Raw genomic sequence first — 23339 nt, 5'->3', positions numbered from 1 at the left:
CGCTTTCTTGTTTTTTGCTTCGTGCTTTATACTTTTACTTTTACTTTTACTTTTACTTTTACTTTTACTTTTTAGGTTTGCTTGTTTGTTTTACTTCTACCATCGAGCTGACACTCACACTTTAGGTTTCTCTGTACGCGATGTGTCAGTACCGTTGCTCGGCGCAGAAACGGGATCATTCGCAGCGGCTGCGTTAGCATCTTTAGGCTTGATAGTGTCGATCACCATGCGTAAGTCATCAATCAAGCTTTCATCTGACGCCTTCTTTGCTTCAAGGGTGGTGACTTGTGCAGACAAGGTTTCCTTGTCTTGCTCCGCTAAAGACAGATTTGTATTGACCGACTCAAGCTTCGCCATCAACTGCTTCAATTCAGGGTCGACGTCAGCTGTATTGTTCAATGTCTGCGCTAACGCTTCTGCCTTACTCGCCAGCGCATCAGTTTGTTGTTTGATCGGCTTATCACGAAGATCAATTTTTTCAAACGCTTGAGCAATACGATGAAGCTGATTTTCGAGATCCAAAATCAACGGTTCAAATTTTCCGTCATCGATATTCCTAAACCGCTTCACTTCCAAGCCAATATGCTTGAGATGACCAATCTCAAACTTCACCGCCAACACCGCTTTTTCAATTGCCGATATGTCTCGCGGATCGGCCGTTACCACGGCTTCAGCTTGCTCTAACGTCGCTCCGGCTTTGGTATAGCTAATGGGCGCAACAGATTTGAAGCCCTCTCTACGCAGCAGAACGAGTTCATTATTCAAGGGGACCACATTGATTTGTAGTGCCACGGCCACTTCTAACGCTTTCGCCTTATCTAAAAACTGCACTTGTTTGACTTGAGCATCATCGAGATCGTTATCAGCCACATACTCAAACAACGCACGATAATCTCTGGCAATTCGGCTGTAACGCGACGCAAACACGGCCTCTGCGTTAATCATGTCAAGATAGGCCATTTCTGCGATGGCTTCCGCCAGTAAACTGTCTGCGGTTTCTTTTAAGGTCAATAACTCCGCATGGAGCGTCGCGACTTTAACCATACGTTTATCAAAAGTTTGCGCATAAGTACCCGAAGAAAATACGGAGTAGCTTTCTGTCGCTTTGGCTGGGTTTGAATCAAAATCTTCGTAGACATCAACCGCGTCTTCCCACGCGTCAAACAAATCCTCAACGGCATCCTTACTGTATAACCGAAGTTCCTTGCTCTCTTCCATTTTGGCTAGCCAACGGGCGTAATCCGATTTCGCTTTTTCGTAGATTTGAAGCGTATTTTGGCTTTGTTGTGAAACCCCATTGGTTTCACTGGCTATCTGAGCAGGTTCTGATGTGGATTGGCATGCTGTGATGGAACTTACTAGCACAACGGCTAACGCCGATAAACGCAAATTTTTCATAGATGTACCCTCTAACTGTCACCGCCACTCACGAAATTATTTTTATTATTTACCAATAGATTCGCCGTCAGCCTATCGATAGCTGCCGTCTGATCACCCGACTTTATGCAAGGTGTAAGTAACAATTTAGCTCAAAACCCACCCCCAACATTGCAAGTTTAGGTGATCTTGATCACATTGGATTTTGTAAGTGATACACCACGCAATTCGGTAATCTTTCTTCGTACACATAGGGTTAAAACCAAAACCCTCAACAAGCATTAACCAAATGATTTAATTGATATTTAATGTGAGACTGAAAGTGAGAGCGGTGAAAAAACAAACGATAATCATTGAAAGAAGAGAGGCAAATAAATGCACGCACATATCGGATGGAAAATTGTCGATAGTCGTCACGCAAAACAATCGAAAACCGTCGTATATTCTTTCTTAAATAATGAGGAAACAAAATTATCACTAAAAGAAAAAACAACGTTAACCGTTAGGGGGATTTAATTAATCGGACAAACAACAATGTTACTTTTATTATTAATTATTTAAACAACCCAATAACAATATCGCTCATAATAAAATTACATCTGAGTTATAAACAGTCAAATCCTGTTCACTTTATAACATATATCTTTTAGTTATATAGTTTTGTTTTATATGCATGAATGACTGCCCTATCATCGCGGCCTTAGCCAGCGTAAGGGCTATTCAGACTGGCACACCGTCAGAGGATAGACGGAAGAGCAGCAAGATATTCACTCACTGAGTATTCCATCTTCTTTCGAGAATAAAGAATATGAAGAAAAGGCGAATTTATTTTACATTTAGCCCGCTATTGAAATTAAGGATTTAAGAATGGCCTTAAGCGTTATATTGAACCTCACGATATTCACCGCACTTATCTATTTTTTGTACACACTACAAGCTAAGCATGTACCTTTTACCAAACGTGTTTTTGCTGGTTTGGGTTTAGGTGTCGTATTTGGTGGCTTATTACAGCTTTACTACGGTGCTGGCTCCGACATTATTAAAACTAGCATCGACTACTTCGACATTGTCGGTAAAGGCTACGTGAAACTGCTTCAAATGATCATCATCCCACTCGTGATGGTGTCGATCATTTCTGCCATCCTCAAGCTCAAAGGCGGTTCGTCTGTCGGCAAGATTAGTGGCATGAGCATTGGCGTATTGGTGGTGACCACCATGATTGCCGCGCTTGTGGGTATTGCTTGGTCGTTGATGTTTGGTCTGACTGCAGAAGGCCTAACGGCTGGCGCGGCGGAAGTCGCACGCGGTCAATCGCTAGAAACCAATCTGGGTCGCGTAGAAAGCCTGTCTTTCGCTAACATGATCCTAGAATTCCTTCCTGCGAACCCGTTCCTAGATATGACAGGTTCGCGTAAAACGTCCACTATCGCAGTCGTTATCTTCTCTATCTTTATTGGCATAGCCGCAACAGGTATCGCGAAGAAGCAACCAGACGTCTTTGCGTCGTTCGAGAGCTTCGTTGGCGTGGCAAAAGCTATCGTTATGCGCATCGTGACACTGGTACTGCGTTTGACGCCTTACGGTGTTCTGGCGCTAATGACCAAAGTGATTTCAGGCTCTAACTACGCGGATATCGTTAACCTAGCAAGCTTTGTTATGGCTTCATACGGTGCGCTGTTTACCATGTTCGCGATTCACTTAGCGATCATCGCGATGCTAGGCCTAAACCCGATTCGTCACTTGAAGAAAATCATGCCTCTTCTGACGTTCGCTTTCACATCACGCAGCAGCGCAGCGTCAATTCCGATGAACGTTCAAACGCAAGAAAAAGCATTGGGTATTCCAAATGGTATCGCCAACTTTGCCGCTTCTTTCGGTTCAACCATTGGTCAAAATGGCTGTGCGGGTATCTACCCCGCCATGCTTGCTGTAATGATTGCGCCAACCATGGGCATCAACCCGTTAGATATTGGCTTTCTCGTCACGCTGATTGCCATCATCACCATTAGCTCGTTCGGTGTCGCTGGCATTGGTGGCGGCGCAACGTTTGCCGCATTGATTGTTCTCTCCGCGTTGGATTTCCCTGTCGCGCTTGCAGGTCTGTTGATCTCTATCGAGCCGCTGATCGATATGGGTCGTACCGCGCTTAACGTATCAGGTTCTGTCACCGCAGGATCTGTGACCAGCAAACTAATGGGTCAAACAGATATGGCGGTATTCAACGATGACAAGCCACTGAACCTAGATGGTGAAGACGCTACCGCGTAATAAACTCGATAGGCTCATTAGTCGTCACATAATATTTTGGGAGCGTTGGCTCCCAATTCCTGTTTTCAGGGCAATATGCCCATGAGGAATGCAACATGAAAATCATCATCATTGGCGGTGAAGCCGCGGGAATGAGCGCTGCAGCCAAAGCTCGTCGAGTGAATCCAAGCGCTGAAATCATTGTTTATGAAGCGTCAGAAATCATCTCATTTGGTGCTTGTGGCCTGCCCTATTACGTGGCGGATGAATTTAGTGACAGCGGTTACATGTCGGAATTCACCCCAGCACAGTTCGCAGAGCGTGGCATCACGGTGAACACGGGACATCGCGTCACAAAGGTCGACGCTGACGTCAAAAAACTCGAAATCTCGCATAACGGCGACGTGTTCGTGACGCACTACGACAGATTAATGATAGCTACTGGCGCTCGCGAAGTGCTGCCTCCCGTTGAAGGCCTACAAAAAAACGGCGTACACACGCTACGCGTGATGAACGATGGCATAGCGCTAAAAGCAACAATTCAAGACGCTAACTGCCAACACGTCACCATCATTGGTTCTGGCTTTATCGGTTTGGAAGTGGCGGAAGCCATGCTCCACCAAGGTAAACAGGTTCGCTTGATTGAACGCGCAGAGCGCTTAATCCCTGATGCCTTTGATGCAGAAATCAGTGTGCATATTCAAACGGAGCTGGAAAAAGCGGGCGTCGAAATTCTTACGTCAGAATCACTGATGGCAATCAAAGGTGATACCGCAGTATCTGGCGTGATAACAGACAAAGGCGAATACGCCACGGATCTGGTGGTGGTGTGTACTGGTGTGAAACCGAACACTGCATTCTTGCAAGAAACAGGCATTGAAACCCTGCCAAACGGCGCCATCGTGGTTGATCGTGAAGGAAAAACCTCCTTGCCAGATGTGTGGTCAGCAGGCGATTGCGCCGCTATCTGGAATTCGATTTCGCAACGTAACCAATACATCCCGCTCGCAACTGGCGCAAACAAGCTAGGCCGCTTGGTGGGCGACAACATTGCGCAAATCGATGGCGAACCATTGCAATTCCCAGGCTCACTCGGCACCAGTTGTGTGCGTGTATTGGGGCTAGAAGCAGGCCGTACTGGACTATCCGAGCGCGAAGCGACGGATGCTGGCTTCATGGTGAAGACCCTCACTATCAAAGACAAATGCCACACCAATTATTGTGCGGGTCAGTCGGATATGCACATGAAGCTGATTTACGAAGCGGAAACCAAGCGCATTCTTGGCGCACAGTTGATTGGTTACAAAGGCGCGGTACACCGTATCGATGCAATGGCTGTGGCTATCACTATGGGCGTCACCACCAGCCAGCTTGGTATGATGGATTTTGCCTATGCACCACCGTTTGCCAGAACGTGGGACATCATGAATGTGGCAGGCAACGTCGCCAAATAAACCATAAGTGAACAATTTAATCAGGCCAGCGACATCGCTGGCCTTGTTTTGATGATCTCCCGCACCATACTCGTCAGCCACGGATGTTCTCAATCGCACCATCACGTTCACATGCAATTCGTTCGATATATTGCACACTTCACATTATCTACACCTTCCTCGTATGTTTTAGTTTTAGGCTCGCGTTGGTTATTGCACCGATACTGCGACGCAGTTAGGCTAGAATTTATAACCTCGGTTTAACAATGGAAGCCAATGATGGAACAGATAAAAAATCTCTCCCTACTCTCTTCTCTGTGCGAAAACGTGAACAGTGCGATAGCTGTCCATAACCCCGCGACAGGTGATGTGTTGGGCTACGTCCCTTCTCACAACCGTGAAGCCATCGAAAAGGTCATTGAAAAAGCCGAAACTGCACAGAAATCGTGGGCGAAAACCACGGCGAAACTGCGCGCTGAAATTCTCTCCCGCTGGTATCAGCTCATCATGGATAACCAAGAAGACCTGGCGCGTATTATGACGCTTGAGCAAGGTAAGCCGCTGGCTGAATCGCGCGGTGAAGTAGCCTATGGCGCGTCTTTTGTTCAATGGTTTGCCGAAGAAGGTAAGCGTGCGTATGGCGAAACGATTCCAACACCATTGACTGACCGCCGCATTATGACCATTCGCCAACCGGTCGGTGTCGCAGCTGCTATCACGCCCTGGAACTTCCCCATCGCAATGATCACGCGAAAAGCAGCACCAGCATTAGCGGCAGGATGCAGCTTTATTGGCAAGCCCGCCGCACAAACGCCATTAAGCGCCTATGCTGTGGCTGAATTAGCACGACAAGCCGGACTCCCCGAGGGTCTGTTAGCCATTGTCACCAGCAGCGATGCCGTGATGGTAGGTGAGCTATTTTGTAGCAGCCCAAAAATTCAAAAAATATCCTTTACCGGCTCTACCCACGTTGGTCGAATTCTGATGCGCCAAAGCGCCGAAAGCGTAAAACGCGTTTCAATGGAATTGGGCGGAAATGCGCCGTTCATTGTGTTTGATGACGCAGACATTGATGCTGCTGTGAAAGGTGCACTCGCATCGAAGTTTCGCAACGCGGGTCAAACGTGTGTGTGCGCCAACCGCTTCTATGTTCACGATTCTGTGTATGACGAGTTTGTCGCCAAGTTTGCCGCTGAAGTCTCCAAGCTGAGTGTCGGCAACGGCCTTGATGATGGCATCACCATTGGCCCACTGATTGATGACAACGCCAAGAAGAAAGTACAAGCGTTAGTGAACGATGCCGTGGCACAAGGGGCGAATATCACCGCAGGTGGCGACGATCTCGGTGGGCAATTTTTCGCACCAACCGTATTAACCCACGTCGAACACAACATGAGCATTGTTAAAGAAGAGATCTTTGGCCCTATTGCTCCCGTGATCCGTTTCCATGATGACGCGTCTTTGATCGACATGGCGAATGACACCGAATACGGATTGGCAAGCTACTTCTTCAGCAAAGACATCAACCGTATCTTCGCCGTGGCAGAAGCGCTCGATTACGGCATGGTGGGAGTCAATGAAGGGATTATTTCCACGGAAGTTGCACCTTTTGGTGGCGTGAAACAATCGGGCATTGGCCGTGAAGGGGCTCACCAAGGGTTGGATGAGTACCTCAACACCAAATACATCTGTATTGGCGGAATGTAGCTCTTTAAACATTATCGCATCAAACCCAAAGCAGAGTCGTTTGACTCTGCTTTTTGATCACTCACTGAACACCAAAAGCAACCTTTGTGAAACCTTATCCATGCATTTTTTACCGCACGTTATTCACTCAAAATTAACGCAAACCGCGTCTTATCAGTATGTTAATATCCAGATCGCATAAAAATTCTACAAACGGACTTCCAAAACAGGGCATGTTTCCTTTAATGTGAAGCACGACAGTGTATTTTCGTACCACAGTGCGACACTACGCCCAATCAATATGAACCCTAAGGTAAAAAGATGTCTGATGTACCTTCTACTGCCGTTGAGGTAGTTACTACAGCCCAAACTGTTGCTGAATCTTCCGGTCCTATCTGGCCCTACGTGGTCGGTGGTATCGCTCTCGTTATCGCAGCAGGCTTCTGGGGCTACAAAATGATTAGCCGCCCATCTTTCATCATTAAGCAGATCCGTCGCCGTAATCTGAAAGCAATGAAGAAAGAAGGCGTTGAAAGCTCAGAAGCAACCGTCGATTTAGATAAACTGCTTTCTTCTATTGAAACGCACGCCATCGACAACAAAATGTCTGGCGCAGAGATGGTGAAGCTGCTGGCACCGCTGAACGATTCAAACCGTATGAAATCAGCGAAAGACATGTATTTGACGATGCAACATATCGCACGTGAAATTGGCGATACGCGTCTGGCAGGTGAATTCAAGTCTAAATCTACGGGTGTGAAATCTAACTCGAAGCTAATGGCTGGCCTGTTTAAACGTGCTGGTATCTAAACGCTTTTTGTTGGCACTGCCCTTGCGCAGTGCCAACGACCTCTATCTTGCCCTACGCTCTATTTCCTTCTGCCCTTTTGCTTAACTACTTCAACACTGCTTTGCTGCCGATGATCTTGTAGGCTGGCGTTCCGCGCACCAATGCTTCTCGCGCAAACACCATATCGCAGCTTGGACATGTACATGGACGGGTTGTGTAATCGACCACAATTCTTTCTTTAAAACACTTCACTAACGCGCCTTTGCCGCCTTTCTTGTATTTAAACAGTAACGCTTTGCACTTGCCGCACACAATGTCCACCGAACGCGTGGGTAGCTTTTTATTCGGCTTTGCCATTCTCAACTCCCTCTTTGCTAGGTCGCTATCATAAGCCAAAGCACAGGTACGACTAAAGTCTTAAGCAGCAGCCACCTAGAACGAAAAACTGAGAGGACGCCAATATTTACCGAATGCGATTAACAAATATTTTACAAGTTCGGCTATCCTTTCGGTGTTTATTTCCCACTCTCAGATGCGATGTTACGCCGTCTTCGTACCTGATAACCAGACTGACCAAGGAACCTTCTTACATTGGAGAGTTGTATGAAAATCAACGCATTGATTAAAACGCTTTCGCTATCTACTGCCATCATGTTGACCGGAATGAACGGTGCAGCAGCAGAAGACCGCGACTACATTCTGGCAACGGCATCAACAGGTGGCACGTATTACCCTGTTGGCGTGGCATTGGCGACACTGAGCAAAGTGAAACTTGCCCCTAAATATGACTTTTCTCTTTCTGCTATTAGTTCTGCGGGTTCAGGCGAGAACATTAAGCTACTGCGAGAAAACGAAGCTCAGTTTGCGATTCTTCAAGGCTTATATGGTGCTTGGGCATGGGGTGGTGAAGGTAAATTGAAGCAATCGGGTCCACAGAAAGAACTGCGCTCTGTCTCTATGCTGTGGCAAAACGTCGAGCATTTCGTGGTCCTGAGCGACTTGGCAAAAACAGGCACCATGGCTGACATGAAAGCAATGGATGGCAACAAGTTCTCTATCGGTAAGAAAAACTCTGGTACAGAAGGTTCAGGCTTACAGATCCTGAGCGGCCTAGATATCAATACCGACAAAATGGATTTCGCTTACCTTGGCTACGGCGCAAGTGCGGATGCGATGCAAAATGGTACGGTGGATGGAATGAACACGCCAGCGGGTGTGCCAGTAAGCGCAGTCACTCGCGCGTATGCGTCAATAGGTGACAAAATCACTATCTTGAATTTCACCGATGAAGAAATGAAAGAAGCTAATGGTGATTATAACCTTTGGACACGCTTCGTGATTGAGCCGAACACCTATCCGGGTCAAACCAAAGCAGTAGAAACCATTGCACAACCTAACTTCCTTGCTGTTCGCAGTGACATCAGTGATGAAGACGTTTACTTGCTGACGAAAACCATTTACGAAAACCTCGCGTTTTTGAACGGTATTCATAAAGCAACCAAAGCCATGTCTTTGCAAAAATCCATTGATGGCCTGCCTGTGCCGCTCCACCCTGGTGCAGCGCGTTACTACAAAGAACAAGGGCTGACTATTCCTGCGCAATTGATCGCAAACTAAGTCTTGCGCGCTGGCCTCTCGGTCAGCGCGCCTTTACCGCCTTGATTTATCGCCGTTAACGCTCTGTACCTAGGTTTATATCGCTTTGCTCCTAAGTTTGTATCGCTATTCTCTTGGGGTTAACACAGCATTGCTCAACACACTTCCACTCCAAAGGACGTCGTGCAGATCATCAGCACGTTTGAGGGAACATGACTAACCATTCTTCCGACTCCAGCACTTCATCAGAACTCGAGAGTTCTCTATCGCAATTTGAGCTCACTCAGCGCACCGATTTTCCGCTTCTGACACGATGTGTCACCGTGCTGGGCATTTTACTTTCATTGGTTCATATTTGGTTTAACACACTTGCCACTTTGCCGGAACTTTGGGTTTCAGCTGCACACTTTGCGGGCTTTTCTGCCATGTGTGCCCTTACCTACCCAGCCGCAGCGAAATGGCGCAAAAGTAAGTTCGCATTGGCTATCGACATTGGGGTTGCTATCGCCGCAATTGCTTGCCTGATTTATATCATTTTTAGCGAAGACGCCTTATACGAACGCGGCGTTACCTTTGTGACTTCTGATTGGGTGTTTTCAATCATTGCGATTTTGATCGCGCTAGAACTTATCCGGCGCACCATGGGTTGGTTTATCCCCTGCCTGATTTTGGTGGCACTGACTTACGTGGTTTGGTGGGGAAGCTGGATTGACGGCATTTTTGCCTTCCCCGGCTTGTCGGCTGAGACCGTTCTGTACCGGGCTTTCTATAGTTCAGAGGGCATGTTTGGCCCCATATCCCGAATATCATGGAGTTATGTCTTCATGTTCATTCTATTTGGCGCGTTTTTAGTAAAATCAGGTGCAGGCGACTACATCATCAATATTTCCCGTGCAGCGGCAGGGAAAATCATTGGGGGTCCCGGTTTCGTCGCTGTACTCGGCTCAGGATTAATGGGTTCTGTATCAGGGTCGAGTGTGGCAAACACAGTATCAACAGGTGTCATCACCATACCTCTCATGAAGAAAGCGGGGTTTCCGCCAAAGTTCGCCGCTGGGGTTGAAGCAGCAGCTTCCACGGGTGGGCAATTGATGCCTCCGGTGATGGGTGCAGGCGCTTTTATTATGGCGTCTTACACACAAATACCGTACGTGGAAATCATTGCTGTGTCGTTTGCACCTGCGCTGATTTACTTTCTCTCGGTCGCTTTCTTTGTGCGCGTTGAAGCCAAGCGTTCAGGCGTACATCATGTCGAAACGGAAACCCAATCTATGTTGTCAGTGCTGGCCTCAGGCTGGCATTATCTGATCCCCTTGGTGGTGTTGGTCGCGCTCTTAGTTCAAGATTTCACGCCAACTTATGCGGCAGGTATTTCGATCATTTCAGTGGTGGTTGCTTCTTGGCTTTCTCCGAATCGTATGGGTCTTGCAGATATTTTTGATGCGTTAGCGCAAGGCGCACGAAACATGGCCACCACAGCGGTATTACTGACGGGCATTGGCTTGGTGGTGAACGTCATCAGCACCACAGGGATCGGCAATACCTTCTCAATCATGATTAACGACTGGGCCAACGGTAGCTTGTTTATGATGCTGGTATTGGTGGCACTTGCATCGCTGATACTCGGCATGGGTTTACCTGTGACGGCCTCGTATATTGTTCTTGGCACCCTTTCTGCACCTGCCATTTATGGTTTGATTGCGGAACAACAATTAATGGCGCTTCTGACCACCGGTCAGTTACCCGAAGAAGCGAAAACCATTTTCATGCTGATTGCACCAGAGCAGCTTGCCGCGTTGGGCGCTCCCATGTCTTTTGAGGCCGCTATTGAGTTACTTGGCAAAGTACCGGATGACTTCAAAGACACTTTGCTCGAACAAGGCTTAGGTGCAGCAACGGTAGGTATGTCATTGTTGGCAGCGCACTTGATCATTTTCTGGTTATCTCAAGACAGTAACGTTACACCGCCAGTGTGTTTGACTGCGTTTGCCGCGGCAACCATCGCCAAAACCCCACCCATGGCGACAGGCTTCAAAGCGTGGAAAATCGCCAAAGGGCTTTACTTGGTGCCACTCTTAATGGCCTACACACCGCTCGTTTCTGGCGATCTTCAACAAGTATTTGAAGTCACCTTGTTTGCGGTAATTGGAACATGGGCGTTGGTAGCAGGGCTAGAAGGCTATTTGGAAGGGCCGATTAATTGGCCTTTGCGTGCCGTTGCTTTTGCTTTAGGCGGTTTAATGATGTGGCCAGGGCTTGATGTCGTTATTCGTCTTGCTAGCGCATTCGTGTTCTTCGCCATGGTGTTTTACACCTACCGAAAATATCCTTTCAATCCGCTAGCTAACCCCTAATTCATCGCGAAGCATAGCGCGACTGACACCATGTAATCAGTCAAACAGAAATAAAAAAAGCGCCTGGAAAGGCGCTTTTCTCTTTGTTTATTATCGATTTTTCTCGTCATTCGCCATTTCAGTACGTACTTATTGTCTTATCGCGCGTGTTTGACAGAGCGAAGATTCATTCTTTCAAAACAAAACTGTCCATCAAACCAACCATACGTCCGATTTCAGGTTTGGTAATGGTGTCGTTCGCGCCAAGGTCCATCGCTTTCTTGCGGTTATCATCACTCATCAGTGAAGAGAACATGACAATCGGCATGGCCTTGTATTCTTCGATTTCCCGCAATTTTTTGACGAGATACATGCCATCCATTTTTGGCATTTCAACATCACTGACCACGCCATCAACAAACTCGGTGATTGGCAAGTTTTCTTCAGTACACAAGCGGACGAATTCGATCATCGAGTCCAGCGCTTCTTGCCCGTCTTTTGCGGTGATCACGTTGTAACCCGCTGAACGAAGAGTATTTTCGATCAAGCGACGGATAAATGCGGAATCATCAACCACCATGATGGTCTTAGCTTCGCGTTTGGCAACCATGGCGTCATCGATAACCACGCGCTTGTCTTGCGTGACATCGTATTTTTCCATGCTGAGCTCTGGGTTGATATCAGCAATGATTTTCTCGAAATCCAAAATCATGATGAGGTTGCTGTCCTGTCGAACCACGGCAACCACACAATCTTGGTCTGACGCTTCTAAGAAAGAACTAGGCGATTCCACCTCTTCCCAAGATATTCGATGAATACGGCTGACACTGTCGACGAGAAAACCATTCGACATGCGATTGAAATCCGTCACGATCACGACTTTGGTGTCGATTTCGTCTTTCGTCGGTACACCTAGCCATCCAGCTAAATCAACCAAAGGGATTAACTTTCCGCGCAGCGAAAATACGCCAAGGACATTAGGTTGTGCGTTTGGATAATCCGTCGTATCGGGAACACGAATGACTTCGCGAACCTTGGCGACATTTATCCCGTAGTAACACACTTTCTTTGTGCCATCAGGCAAGGTTTTCTCGAGTCGAAATTCGATAATTTCAAGCTCATTGGTACCGCTTTCAGTCAAGATTGATGTTTTGTGTTCTGTGCTCATGCCAAATCTCGATGCATTTAGAGGCCAAATAGACAAGGTTCTCTATCAGCATAGTCTCAATATAAAAACAATCGACTCAATAGGTGAAATTATTTGCAGCAATTTTAACCAATTGCCACCAATGCTATTCCAATTTGAACACTTGCTGCGCGTAAAGTGCAGACACTATCTCACTGGTTTGCGCTCCTGATACGAGGTCTAATCCAGAGCTAGAAATGTCCATGTTCTGTAAAACAATATTCTGTGTGTCACTACCAGAAATCACAGAAAGATTGATCGTGCCATCGCTTTCAACTGATGCTTGATCAAAGTAAGGAAGCAGGTCATTACTGGTCGGTGACGATCCAAAATCAGGCAGTAATTGGCTTAAATCGAGCTTGTCTTGACCTAAGGTCAAATCTGTCACTGTGTCGGTATTGGCAGGCGAACTGAGTGAAGCTTCAAGCCACACAAAAAGGTCATTCCCTTCACCACCAGTAAGAATATCGTTGCCCTGACCCGCTTGCAGCGTGTCATTGCCGTCCATTCCAAACAGGCTTTCACCCGAAGATTGTGTGACAAGGTTATCATCAGCGCTAGTGCCGACGTTGTCCCCTAGATACAGCGCCCCGCTATTAATCACTGCTGTGAGCATATCTGACTGTGACATACCTGAAGATGACCCATTAACCAATGCGTCCAAATTTACGCCGGTTAACACAATTTCCTGAAGCACGTCGCCACTATTTAACACATTAAGTTGTGCGTTTCCGTTGGTTTCTGTCAGCGATAGCTGTTGTGTGAGATCGTCAACATTCGCAAGATGATTGACGCTCAATGCCGCACTGAGATCGATCACATCCGTTGAAGGGTTAAAGTCTCCAATGGTATCGACAGCAGGATTACCAACCGAACCCAAATCAGCGCTCGACCACGTAAACCTGTCGAGGTTACTGTCGCTGCCACCTTGTGTTCCTCCCCAAAGGGTATCGTTGCCCGCCCCTCCGGTGAGAATGTCTTCGCCTAAACCGCCAATCAAGGTGTCATCGTTTGCACCACCTTGCAGCGTTGCACCCTCTTCGCCTGAAATCACGATGTTTTCTTCACTGGTATCTTGCGCCGATATCGGCCCATCAGCTGGATTGGTCACGTTTATTGCCAACGTGACGGGTGAAGATTGCGCGATTTCACCCAAGGTGGTAGTTGAAATTGCAACCACTTCGACAGACGCTGTAACGGCGGCGTTGCCTGTCACATAGAGCTGTGCCAACTCGGCAGGCGTGATCGTCAGTACACCGCCCGTAGGCCCTGTACCGACAGAATTGCCTTCTGCATCCACAAACGCGAGCGAAGCGGGAATATTTCGGATTTCCACTGACAATGTTTCTGATGGATCAGTCAACGCTGCAGCCAAGCCCAGCAAAGGAATAACCGCTGATATGCTCCCTCCAACGGAAGCGGTTTGAGCCGTATTCAACACTAACGTTGGCACATCGGGTTTGGGCGCGACATTAACCGTGATCGATTCACTATCTGTCAACGCGCCACCCGAGCCTGTGTTGCCATTGTCATTTACCGTCACAGTGATGGTGTCTTGTCCAGAAAAATTGGTGATCCCCGTATAGGTCACGCCCGATGCCAACAGCGTATTGATCTTGTCTAAATCACCTTCAAGCATCATGGTGTTTGTCCCAGTACCAGAGACAGTAATGCCAGAAGGCAATGGAGATGCACTGGAGATATTGATCGTGCCATCTACTGCACTCAAACGCACAGTGATAACACCACCACTGGCGTCTTTCGCGTCGACATCTTTTACTTGAATGGATTCAATCAGAAGCACGGCTTCTTCTTCTGTATTCAGTGCTGTGGCAGGCACCGTCAGATCTGGGGCATCGTTGACAGGCGACACGGTCACATCAATGATTTGATTTACCCACAACGAACTTTCTGCTTCAACGCCATTATCCACTGCACGAACAGACACATTGAGCTTGCCGTCCCAATTGAGCTCATTGGCATCACCGGGCGTGAAAATTAGCGATGAAAGCGTGGTTTGCTCTGCAATCACAATCCAACTACCGTCAGACTGTTTCTCGACAGAACTGTCAGACGTCACACCAGTAGGGAAACTAATGGTTGAGCTATCAGGCACATTGGTTAACACCACCTTGATATTCTCAGGGGCATTTTCCGTCACCGACAAACCTGACCCGTCGTCAGTGAGTTTGTTGTCTATCACACGGATGTCGAGGGGTAACGAGATGTTTTCATCCTCAGTGCCGGATACTGAGGTGACAATGTCAGTGTCCACACCGTCGCCGATGGGATCCACCACCACAGTGACACTTGTTGTGTATTGCACTGGCGTTGTCAGTGCTTTTTCTTTGGCGTAAACCACCAGTTCGACCGTCATGGTACCGCTGAAATTTTCAGGTGGTATAAAAGAGATATCATCAAGATTAAGCGATTCACTGCCTGCTGGAACACTGATGCTCCAATTTCCGTTACCACTGCTTTGCACGAGTTGGCTACCCGTCGAAACCAGTTGGAAATCATCCGGCACACCGGAGATTTTTGCGGAGACGATTTCTTCCGAGCCATCAATGTCTTTTAAGGTCGCCGTCACTCCCGTCAAGGCAATATGTTCGTCTTCCGTACCTGTAATAGGCTGTGTATTGCCACTAAACATGATGGGATCATTGACAGGTAATACATCAAATGACACGTCAGTTGATAGTGTATTGGTGGTCGTTGAATTGGGCTTGCCTGTATCATCGTTGACGGCAGTATCAACCACCGTAGTTTTCACGTCTAGCGTGACGGGGCCGCTGTAATTTTCCACGGGTTTGAAGTGAATACTGCCAAGTTCGGCGGCACTTATTGTGATGCTGCTTTGCGGGTTTTCTCCATTGGCATCCACAAAAAAGCCCACGGCGCTATCAACGATGAGTGTTACTGAGGTAATGCTTTCGACACCGGAAGTTGCCGCATTGTCGGTATCTTCCAATTTCGCGCTAAGATTCAGCTCAATGATACCGTCTTCCAACGCTTTATTGGCGACTGGCACCCACTCTGCCTCATCATCAACAGGTTGTTCATCGCTGTTTAAACCATTGGTTTCAACTACCGTGACGGTGGTAGAAATACCATCCACCACGGGGGCTATCAAAACAGACAGTGTGGTATCTGTTTCCTTGGTGTCGCCACTCACTTGATCGGTTGTTACCAGTTTCACAGGTAACAAGAAATCACCCGCAAAGTGTTTGGGCATCGTTAAGGTGATACCGGATAGATCGACCGAGCCGTCTGCAGACACATTGACTTTAGCGACGTATTCACTGGTCTCGTAATTGAACTCCATACCCGATACGCTAGCGCCAATTGCTGACAACGATGCGCTGCTGATTACTACGGTCAATTCATCCGAACTGGCGTTCGCAGGGTCGACTTTGATTAAACCGTCCAACTGGGTGCCTAAATTCAGTGCGGTATCTTCTACGCCGTTGATATCTTGGGTTTCGACGGTGACAGCCCCTGCTTCTTGAGTGCTACTAACACTTCCTGCGAAATCTAATTCGAGGATCAGTGGCGCTTGTTCCACCTGACCACTGGCATCCCCTTCACCCGCATCACCTTGATCTTGCACTAAGGCAGATATTTTAATGAATACAGGCTCGGTGATGGGCTTAGTCGTGGATATTGTCAATGAATCTAATGCACTTTGAGGAACTGTCCAGCTACCATCACCATTGTTGATCCCTCCCTCGATGTAGAACTGATCAAAATAGGATTGATCGGCTCCCGTCAGCGGCGTGCCATTAGCATCCGCTACAAAGCTAATCACCACCTGCGTAATGATTTCAGCACTGCTGCCGTCGGTATTTATTCCCTCTGGGGTCACAAACGCCAAACGATGATCCGCCGACGCTAAGGAGATACTGCCGCTACCATCGCCATCCACAGTGCTAACGGGCTGATTCGAACTATTCAGTAGCTCGACTTTTCCGTCCCCCTCCACCGCCGCGATAATACGAACATCGAGGGTACCTGTGATGACTGCCGTGTCTGTGGCGCTCGAATCCGTATCAGTTTGTACGACGGTAAGCCTCACAGAGAGATTGATGTTTTCGTCCCGATCAACGTTCTCTGGCGCACGAAGCAAAAGATTGGCACCATTGAGCAACGCGGTCACTTGAGGCGCCGTCAATACGACACTGCCATTCGAGAACGTCAGCGGTGACGATTCCCCTGAAATGGTCAGGGTATATCCTGCTGAAATTGCATCTGTCGCCATGTTAAATGTGATGGCGGTGATCGTCTCATTGTTGTCCGTGTAACCTTGATCCGTGCCGGGGCGCCAATTAACCACCACGCTCTGATCTTCAGTGCCACGGCTGTCCAAGGTGTAATCGACCGCATCAATTTTGGGTTCAATGTGAACCACCACGTCTTTGTTGACGGTCAGCGAATCGCCGTCATCTTCGGTGACAATCACAGTCACAGTTAACGTAATGTCGTCTGTGCTACCTAATGGAGGCACAAGTTTGATGTCCGACAAGCCATCCACTTTGGCTTGATATTGCGCCTCACCGTTTGCGCCAATACCTGCATAGACAAGATTAATCGCATTGTCGTTGGTATCAAGCAGCGTCACACCTTTCGGGATATTGGTTACCAACGTCGTTAACGTCTCAGAATTGTCATCAGGCAATGCCTTGCCTTCTTCACCTGATTTCAATTGAAAAGACAAAGCCACGGAGCTGTCTTCATCAATGGTGGTTTCGATACCCGTATCAACGCCGTTATCGATAATCGGCTGCCAAATACCGCCTAGGTCTGCACTGATAACAGGTACATCAGCCACCCCTTTCAATGCGATTGGCAATGTTTTGGGATTGGTTTCGAATTCTTGGGTAACGGTACTGCTGACCCCTTGCGCATTAGAGACAACGGCAGAGTCTTTAACCACGCCAGTCACTGTCAGCGAGAAATCAACGTTACTCTGCGGTGGCGGCTGCAAGCGTAAACCGCCAATGTCGCTGTAAGCCACTTCATAGACGCCTCCCACTGCAGGCACTTCGCTGTTGTCAGCAAGGAGCAGCTTAGCCCCAATAGGCACATTACTGATCCGCACAAACAAGGCTTCAGAGCCGTCCAGGTCTGCGGTGTCGGTCAAGCTGATATGAGATGACAAATTGATCAATTCGTCTTCTTTACCGCTGACTCGCGTGACTTTCAAGGTGGTGGTATCAGCAACAGGATTGACCGCAACAGTAATCGTGCGGGTAACGGAATCTGCGGTTTGCTCACCCGAGACGAAATTGCCAGTTTCTTTGCTTTGTGCCGTGACGGTTAACGTCAGATCACCGGAGAAATTCGCATCCGGTTTAACAACCACATCATTAATGTCAGATGACGCTACCACGTACTGGCCGTTAGTTGACGTTAAGGTTTCGCCATTTAACACTAAGGTGCCGCTGCCGCTTTGAAGGGTAAGAATATAACTTAACGTTTCCGATCCATCGTTATCTTGCAGTTCCGCGGCAAGATCTAACGCTGCGCCATCGCTATCCTCGTCAATGTTGTAGTAAAGCACGGTTCTGTCATCCCACTGCGGCACATCGGCAATACCTTCCACGGTGATAGTGAATGTTTGCGTGCCCAACTGCCGTTCTGAGCCATCAGTGTTAGTGACATAACCTGTCGCAGAAAACGTCGGCACACCTGAAGATGCTGAGTAATCTTGGTCAGGTACGAAAGTGACGCCTTGCAACGTCCAAAGTTGATTCTGTGCATTTGGAGAAAACAAATTGGCGGGTAACACCACTTGATTGTCGGTAATTGCTAGCACGGCACCGTTAGCGTAGAACGTGCCGTGTGCATTGGCAGGTAGGGTAACAACAACACGAAAAACGGATTCACCTTGATCGCTATCTCCCGAATTGATGGTCATGGCGATAGGAATACCATCGGCAGGGTTCGAGACAACATCATCATTTGGGTCGCCCTCGCGACCCTGATCTTCAATGCCCGCCGCGTTGTTGACGATCAGTACCGGTGAGCTATCAACGATCACAATTTCAGTTGAACCCACAACGATATCGCCATCACCATCTAAGATTTCATAGCTAAAAGTTTCAGTGATTCTATTGTTCGTCGAACCGCTATGGTCGACGTTTTCAGCGGCAGTAAATTGAATGTTGCCACTGCTTTGTATTAACAACATACCAAGCACCTGGCCTCCAGGACCTTGGGTGACGGTAAAGTGATTATTGAGCCCCTGTGTCAGCTCATGCTGTTCGCCATTGATGGTGACCGATTTGATCGCCGCATCATCGGCGCCCCGATTACGTGACGGCATAATTGTCACTCGAGAAGACGACTCTCCTTCCACCGCAGTGACGCTTCCCCCGCCAACACCAACACCGTCTGTTTCGAGCGAGAACGGCACATCGTCGAGCACATTCACAGTAATATTGCTTGTTGCGGTGTCACCATCACTATCAGTAACGACAATGGGAAAGTTAATGCCCAAGCTGTTTTTATCATCCCCTCGCGGGTGATCAAGCGCACCAAGTAAGGCGAATGTATACGTACCATTGGCAAGAACGGTGAGCGTGAAAACGGGGCGACTTTCTCCCGCCAAGCCGGTATAGACCTTAGTGCCCTCAGTGTTGCTGGTGAGTTTGAGTGTGACAGCTTCGCCATGAGAGCTTAAGGGAATGCTATTGCCGGATGCATTTTGACTGTTGTTGCTGTTCACCGAAGCAAACGCTGAAAGGTCGAGCGAAACATCTTTGATGGCGTCACTACCGGAATCGATCACCAGTTTACCTGTTGCGGTATCTTGGTCATCACCGACTCCTCCAGGTGTTGTGCCGGGTCGGTTGCTGGTTTGTCCACTGCCGCTGGCGTTAATGTCGCTTTCTTCCACGCTCAATGACGGTGCTTGAGTGATCGCAGGCGGTTGACCGTCTTTAATGAGAAGGTCAAACGTAGCAACAGACGGAAGAACGTCGCCGTCAGAGTCTTGTGCTTGGAGCTGAACATTGATGGCAATCGCATCACCATCAAACGTCACAAAAGTATTATTTGACGCACTGGTCAGGTGATCAAGCGGTTGGTGCAACGTCAGTGACGGTGTGATATCTAGACCAAATCCATCCGCATTTTGCACGGCAGACAGTGACAGTGTCATAACCAATTCGTTACTCACCTTACCCGTCAATGTTCCCGTTGTGTCGTCATAGGTGAACACAACAGGCTCACCGCCGCTGGTCAGTACTGCATTGAGTTCAGCCAAGAGTGCCGTCACTAACGTGCTATCAATACGTACCTCTGATGGTAGCAGCCTGTCGGTTATCGCTCGTATAAACGCTGTACCTGATGACGATTCGGGATAGCCTGTTTGGCTTCCCGTCGGCGTTAGATCCGGCTCTGTCAGAGATATCGTTTCACCAACACCGACAATCAAAGGCGTGTCATCATCGTCGTTAAGCGTGATAGTAAATTGACCGGTAGCTTCATCCCCATCGGTATCCACCACTTTCACCCCAATTGGCAAGACCAATGGCGCGGAACTTTCATCAACCGCAGCATACTGCGTCACTGTGTAGCTGCCAGTTGGATGACCCTCTGTATCCACGTCGAGCTTAATCGTCAATACTTGTGCGCCATTGGCTGGTTTAGATGTGTCAGACAATGCAGGGTCGTCCAACACGATGTTAATCGTGTCAGTCACGGATGACAGCGGATCGGGCTGGTAACTTGTTTTGTATCCGCTGCTGGTGATATTGGCGAGAGCAGTGTCGAGTGCGGGTGATGTCGTTAACACGATGGATTTCACTGCATCAGAGCCTTGAGTTAACCCCAAGCTGAGGTTTGTCTGCTCACTCAGTTGGCCAATGACGGGATCCGTCAAGCTAGCATCAACCGGATCAACACTTGGGGCTGCTCCATCTTTGATGGTGACATTGAAAGCACTAGAGGTGCTGTCGTCATCAGAGTCCGTTACCTTTGCGCCCAGCGCGAGCGTGATGGCCTCACTGTCTGGTTGGTCAATGGCATGTGACAGTGTCACTACATATTCACTTGAGGCGGGTGTCAGTGCAATCGAAAGCACCGTAATGGTATTGCCGCTTGCGTCGACATACCCCACTGCGATCGGATTCGACGTACCGTTAATTTCACCTACATTGGATAGAAGTTTGAGGGCATTCCCATCACTTTTCAGCGCCTCAATACTGGCAAAAAATGCGTCCGTTAGATCCCAAACCACAGATGTAATATTGTCACTACCTGTTTCCAAGCCCAAGCTGCCAATGGCTTCATTCGCAGGTGCGCCAAAGCCGGGATCGTCGATGGTCACATTATTTACCCGAATAACAGGCCCGTCGCCATCTTGCACCGCATACGTCACCGAAATTGGCGCATCAAGTAAGTCATTATCAGAATCACGTATCTGTAACTCGACTTGGATTTGGAATGATTCTACCTCTTTGTCATCATCTCGATTGCTGACGAGCCTCACCCAGCGGTTGCGGCTGAACAGCGCCTGATTTTTTTCATCCAACGGCTCGTATAATTCAAAGCTTGAGGCGATATTTACGCCCGTTGCGCCCGCCCCTGACGCTTTTGTTGCTGTCAACGTCAGGCGAATGACCTCTGTGCCATCGGCCTTGGTGCCCAGCAGCTCCACCACATTTGAACCCGTGCCACTTTGAATCGAAAAGCTGATCGATTCGCCATTTGACGTGAGCTGATTCAATTCGGCGATCAAGCCCGGAATGCCATTGTTATCATCCAAGTTTGAAATAAATAAAGTGTCCGATAACAGCTTGTCAGAAGCGGCATTTAACGTGATTTCCCCGTTGGCGACTTGGTCAGCACCTCCAGACACTGCTTCAATGACCTTATAGTCACCCGTAATTTCAGCAGCGTCACCGCTGGCGTTGTCGCCATCAACCAAATTCACGCTGAACTGGCCATTCACCGAATCACCATCTTGGTCAACGGCTACGACGGTCACTGGAACAACTTCAGTGTCTGTCGACGATTTTTGATCAATAGACGCATTTTGAGTCAGCACATAGCCATACGATCCCACAACGCCTTCCTCTGCTTCATTCGCTGAACCGCCTGAAGAAGGTACTTCCACCAAATTGATGGCAAACACGATGACTGTCGGGTCAGACGCGAGTGACACTAATATTTCATCACCGCTGATGGAATACACAGTTGCCGCCCCATTACTAGTGATACTCTCAAGTTGAGTCACCAACGCAGGCGTGGAGACAAAACGCACCGATTCTAGTAAATCGCTGTTCACGCCGACATTCAGCGGGATAGGCTCTGACACGTAATCAAGAATATTTTCGTTATGCGTAATATTCTGCGGGTTAATGGTCGGGGCGGCGCCGTCGAGAATGGCGATATTGATATCAATAGGTCTATCTAGTGGGTTACCACTGGTATCTTGCCCTTGCACGGCAAGCGCAATGTCAATCGCTTCACGGCTGACCGTGACCAACCCACTGGTGTCACCTGAACGATGATCTAATGGCCCATTAAGTGTGACCGTGACCGTCAACTCAACGCCGCGGCCAGCGGCTTCGCCATCCACAGAAATCGTAAGAATGGTTTCATTTCCGAGCTTACCTGTGATGACTTTGCCATCGTCTGACACGTTATAAATCAGCGCTTGCCCACCGCTTTTAGTGTCCGCGGTGAGTTCTGCTAGCAGTGCCGTAAGCAACGTTGGTTCAATCACAAAACTATCTGCATCTAACGCCAGTGAGCTAGCAGTAATAAGCACCGAAGAAATGGTTGTTACCGGATAAGCTTGATCACCCGTTTTCGGTGCCAAATCACCTTCCACCAGCGTAAGATCGAGGGTTTCTCCGCCCAGAGCAGGAATAATGGAAAAATCGTCCTCCTGCTCAAGTATTGGCGTTGAACTGGTGTAACTGGTCGTAAAGCCCGCTTCGGGCAAGACACTTGCATAGTCGTATTGAATGACAGCAAATCCAGATATTGACGAACTTAACCCCGCTAAGCCAGTGGCGGGCTCCTCAAAATCTTCAGTTGGGTCAGTCCCTGCAACAATAGCCTGTTGTAGCGCGGCAATTTCATCTCCTAGCAATGTAATGGCTTGTGCGTTTTGTTGAACGTCTACATTTCCGATTAAACCTACGACTTCAATGCCTTCATCTCGGATCTGAACACAGGTTGCGCAAGGTTCATGAACCAGCACGGGTTCACCATTTACCATCACGACATACGAGGCACCCGCTCCTGCAATAATGATGTCGTCTGGCTTTACTGATTGAGCGAATGGAACCGGAGTGGCAACGTCTTCTCTAATGACATAAACCTGACCACCGGTTACAGAAAGTTGGGCATTTGACGCGTTTGAGCCAAGAACCGTATTGTCTTCTACTTTTTCAGCCATGCCTTATCACTCACGCATTGAAACCCTTGCATCTCAGCTTCTCAAAATGCGCAATTTAGCCTCATGAAAAATAGGTAATACGCAAAGACATCACTGAAACGACAACAAGAAGCCAGCGATCAACCCTAGGACGCATTGCCCGTTGATTTTGGCTGATTTCACGAAATTTCTTTTCTTACGTCAGTTTGGTCGCTAATTACTTACCTCTACCTGTCTCATTTGCAATAGAAACGCGATAAAGCGTCTGCTTGGGGGTCAAATCTTTCTCAACTTGCCC

General features: G+C 48.2%; 10 protein-coding genes. 6 read left to right on the top strand and 4 right to left on the bottom strand.

From position 1 onward, the window contains the following. Positions 1–114: 114 nt before the first annotated feature. A complete protein-coding gene (locus tag ACED36_RS12310) occupies positions 115–1398 on the bottom strand; it encodes a hypothetical protein (RefSeq protein ID WP_371733329.1) in 1284 nt (427 codons plus the stop codon). A gap of 846 nt (positions 1399–2244) precedes the next feature. Between ACED36_RS12310 and ACED36_RS12305 the strand changes: the two genes are divergently transcribed. The 4 genes from ACED36_RS12305 (at position 2245) to ACED36_RS12290 (ending at position 7553) form a co-directional block, all read left to right on the top strand. Then, a complete protein-coding gene (locus ACED36_RS12305) occupies positions 2245–3645 on the top strand; it encodes an L-cystine transporter (RefSeq protein WP_016958214.1) in 1401 nt (466 codons plus the stop codon). 95 nt (positions 3646–3740) lie between these two features. Continuing rightward, positions 3741–5078 carry a CoA-disulfide reductase gene (locus ACED36_RS12300; protein ID WP_371733328.1) on the top strand — a complete coding sequence of 446 codons (1338 nt, stop codon included), beginning with the start codon at positions 3741–3743 and terminating at the stop codon, positions 5076–5078. Between the two features lie 258 nt (positions 5079–5336). Beyond that, positions 5337–6764 carry an NAD-dependent succinate-semialdehyde dehydrogenase gene (locus ACED36_RS12295; protein WP_371733346.1) on the top strand — a complete coding sequence of 476 codons (1428 nt, stop codon included), beginning with the start codon at positions 5337–5339 and terminating at the stop codon, positions 6762–6764. 300 nt (positions 6765–7064) lie between these two features. Then, positions 7065–7553 (top strand): hypothetical protein, encoded by a 489-nt coding sequence (locus tag ACED36_RS12290; protein WP_016958217.1) that lies wholly within the window; start codon positions 7065–7067, stop codon positions 7551–7553. An 85-nt stretch (positions 7554–7638) separates the two neighbouring features. Here ACED36_RS12290 and ACED36_RS12285 read toward each other — a convergent pair whose 3' ends face one another. After that, the gene (locus ACED36_RS12285; RefSeq protein ID WP_017005371.1) at positions 7639–7890 is read right to left on the bottom strand and encodes a hypothetical protein; all 252 of its coding nucleotides are present in this window, start codon (positions 7888–7890) and stop codon (positions 7639–7641) included. A gap of 246 nt (positions 7891–8136) precedes the next feature. On the opposite strand from ACED36_RS12285, the gene ACED36_RS12280 reads away from it, so the two are divergent. Both ACED36_RS12280 and ACED36_RS12275 read left to right on the top strand, forming a co-directional pair. Then, on the top strand, positions 8137–9150 hold the full coding sequence (locus tag ACED36_RS12280; RefSeq protein WP_017003980.1) for a TAXI family TRAP transporter solute-binding subunit: 1014 nt from the start codon (positions 8137–8139) through the stop codon (positions 9148–9150). A gap of 191 nt (positions 9151–9341) precedes the next feature. Next, positions 9342–11483, top strand: coding sequence for a TRAP transporter permease (locus tag ACED36_RS12275; protein WP_371733327.1), 2142 nt, complete (start codon positions 9342–9344; stop codon positions 11481–11483). 166 nt (positions 11484–11649) lie between these two features. Here the strand turns inward: ACED36_RS12275 and ACED36_RS12270 are convergent, their stop codons facing one another. Further along, a complete protein-coding gene (locus ACED36_RS12270) occupies positions 11650–12630 on the bottom strand; it encodes a chemotaxis protein (RefSeq protein WP_016958221.1) in 981 nt (326 codons plus the stop codon). Between the two features lie 124 nt (positions 12631–12754). Beyond that, positions 12755–23062 (bottom strand): retention module-containing protein, encoded by a 10308-nt coding sequence (locus ACED36_RS12265; protein WP_371733326.1) that lies wholly within the window; start codon positions 23060–23062, stop codon positions 12755–12757. Between the last annotated feature and the right edge of the window lie 277 nt (positions 23063–23339).

The sequence above is a fragment of the Enterovibrio sp. FF113 genome, from assembly GCF_041439165.1.
GTDB lineage: Bacteria > Pseudomonadota > Gammaproteobacteria > Enterobacterales > Vibrionaceae > Enterovibrio > Enterovibrio norvegicus_A.
Note: the sequence above shows the minus strand (reverse complement) of the source record. Positions and strands in the feature narration are given on the sequence as shown.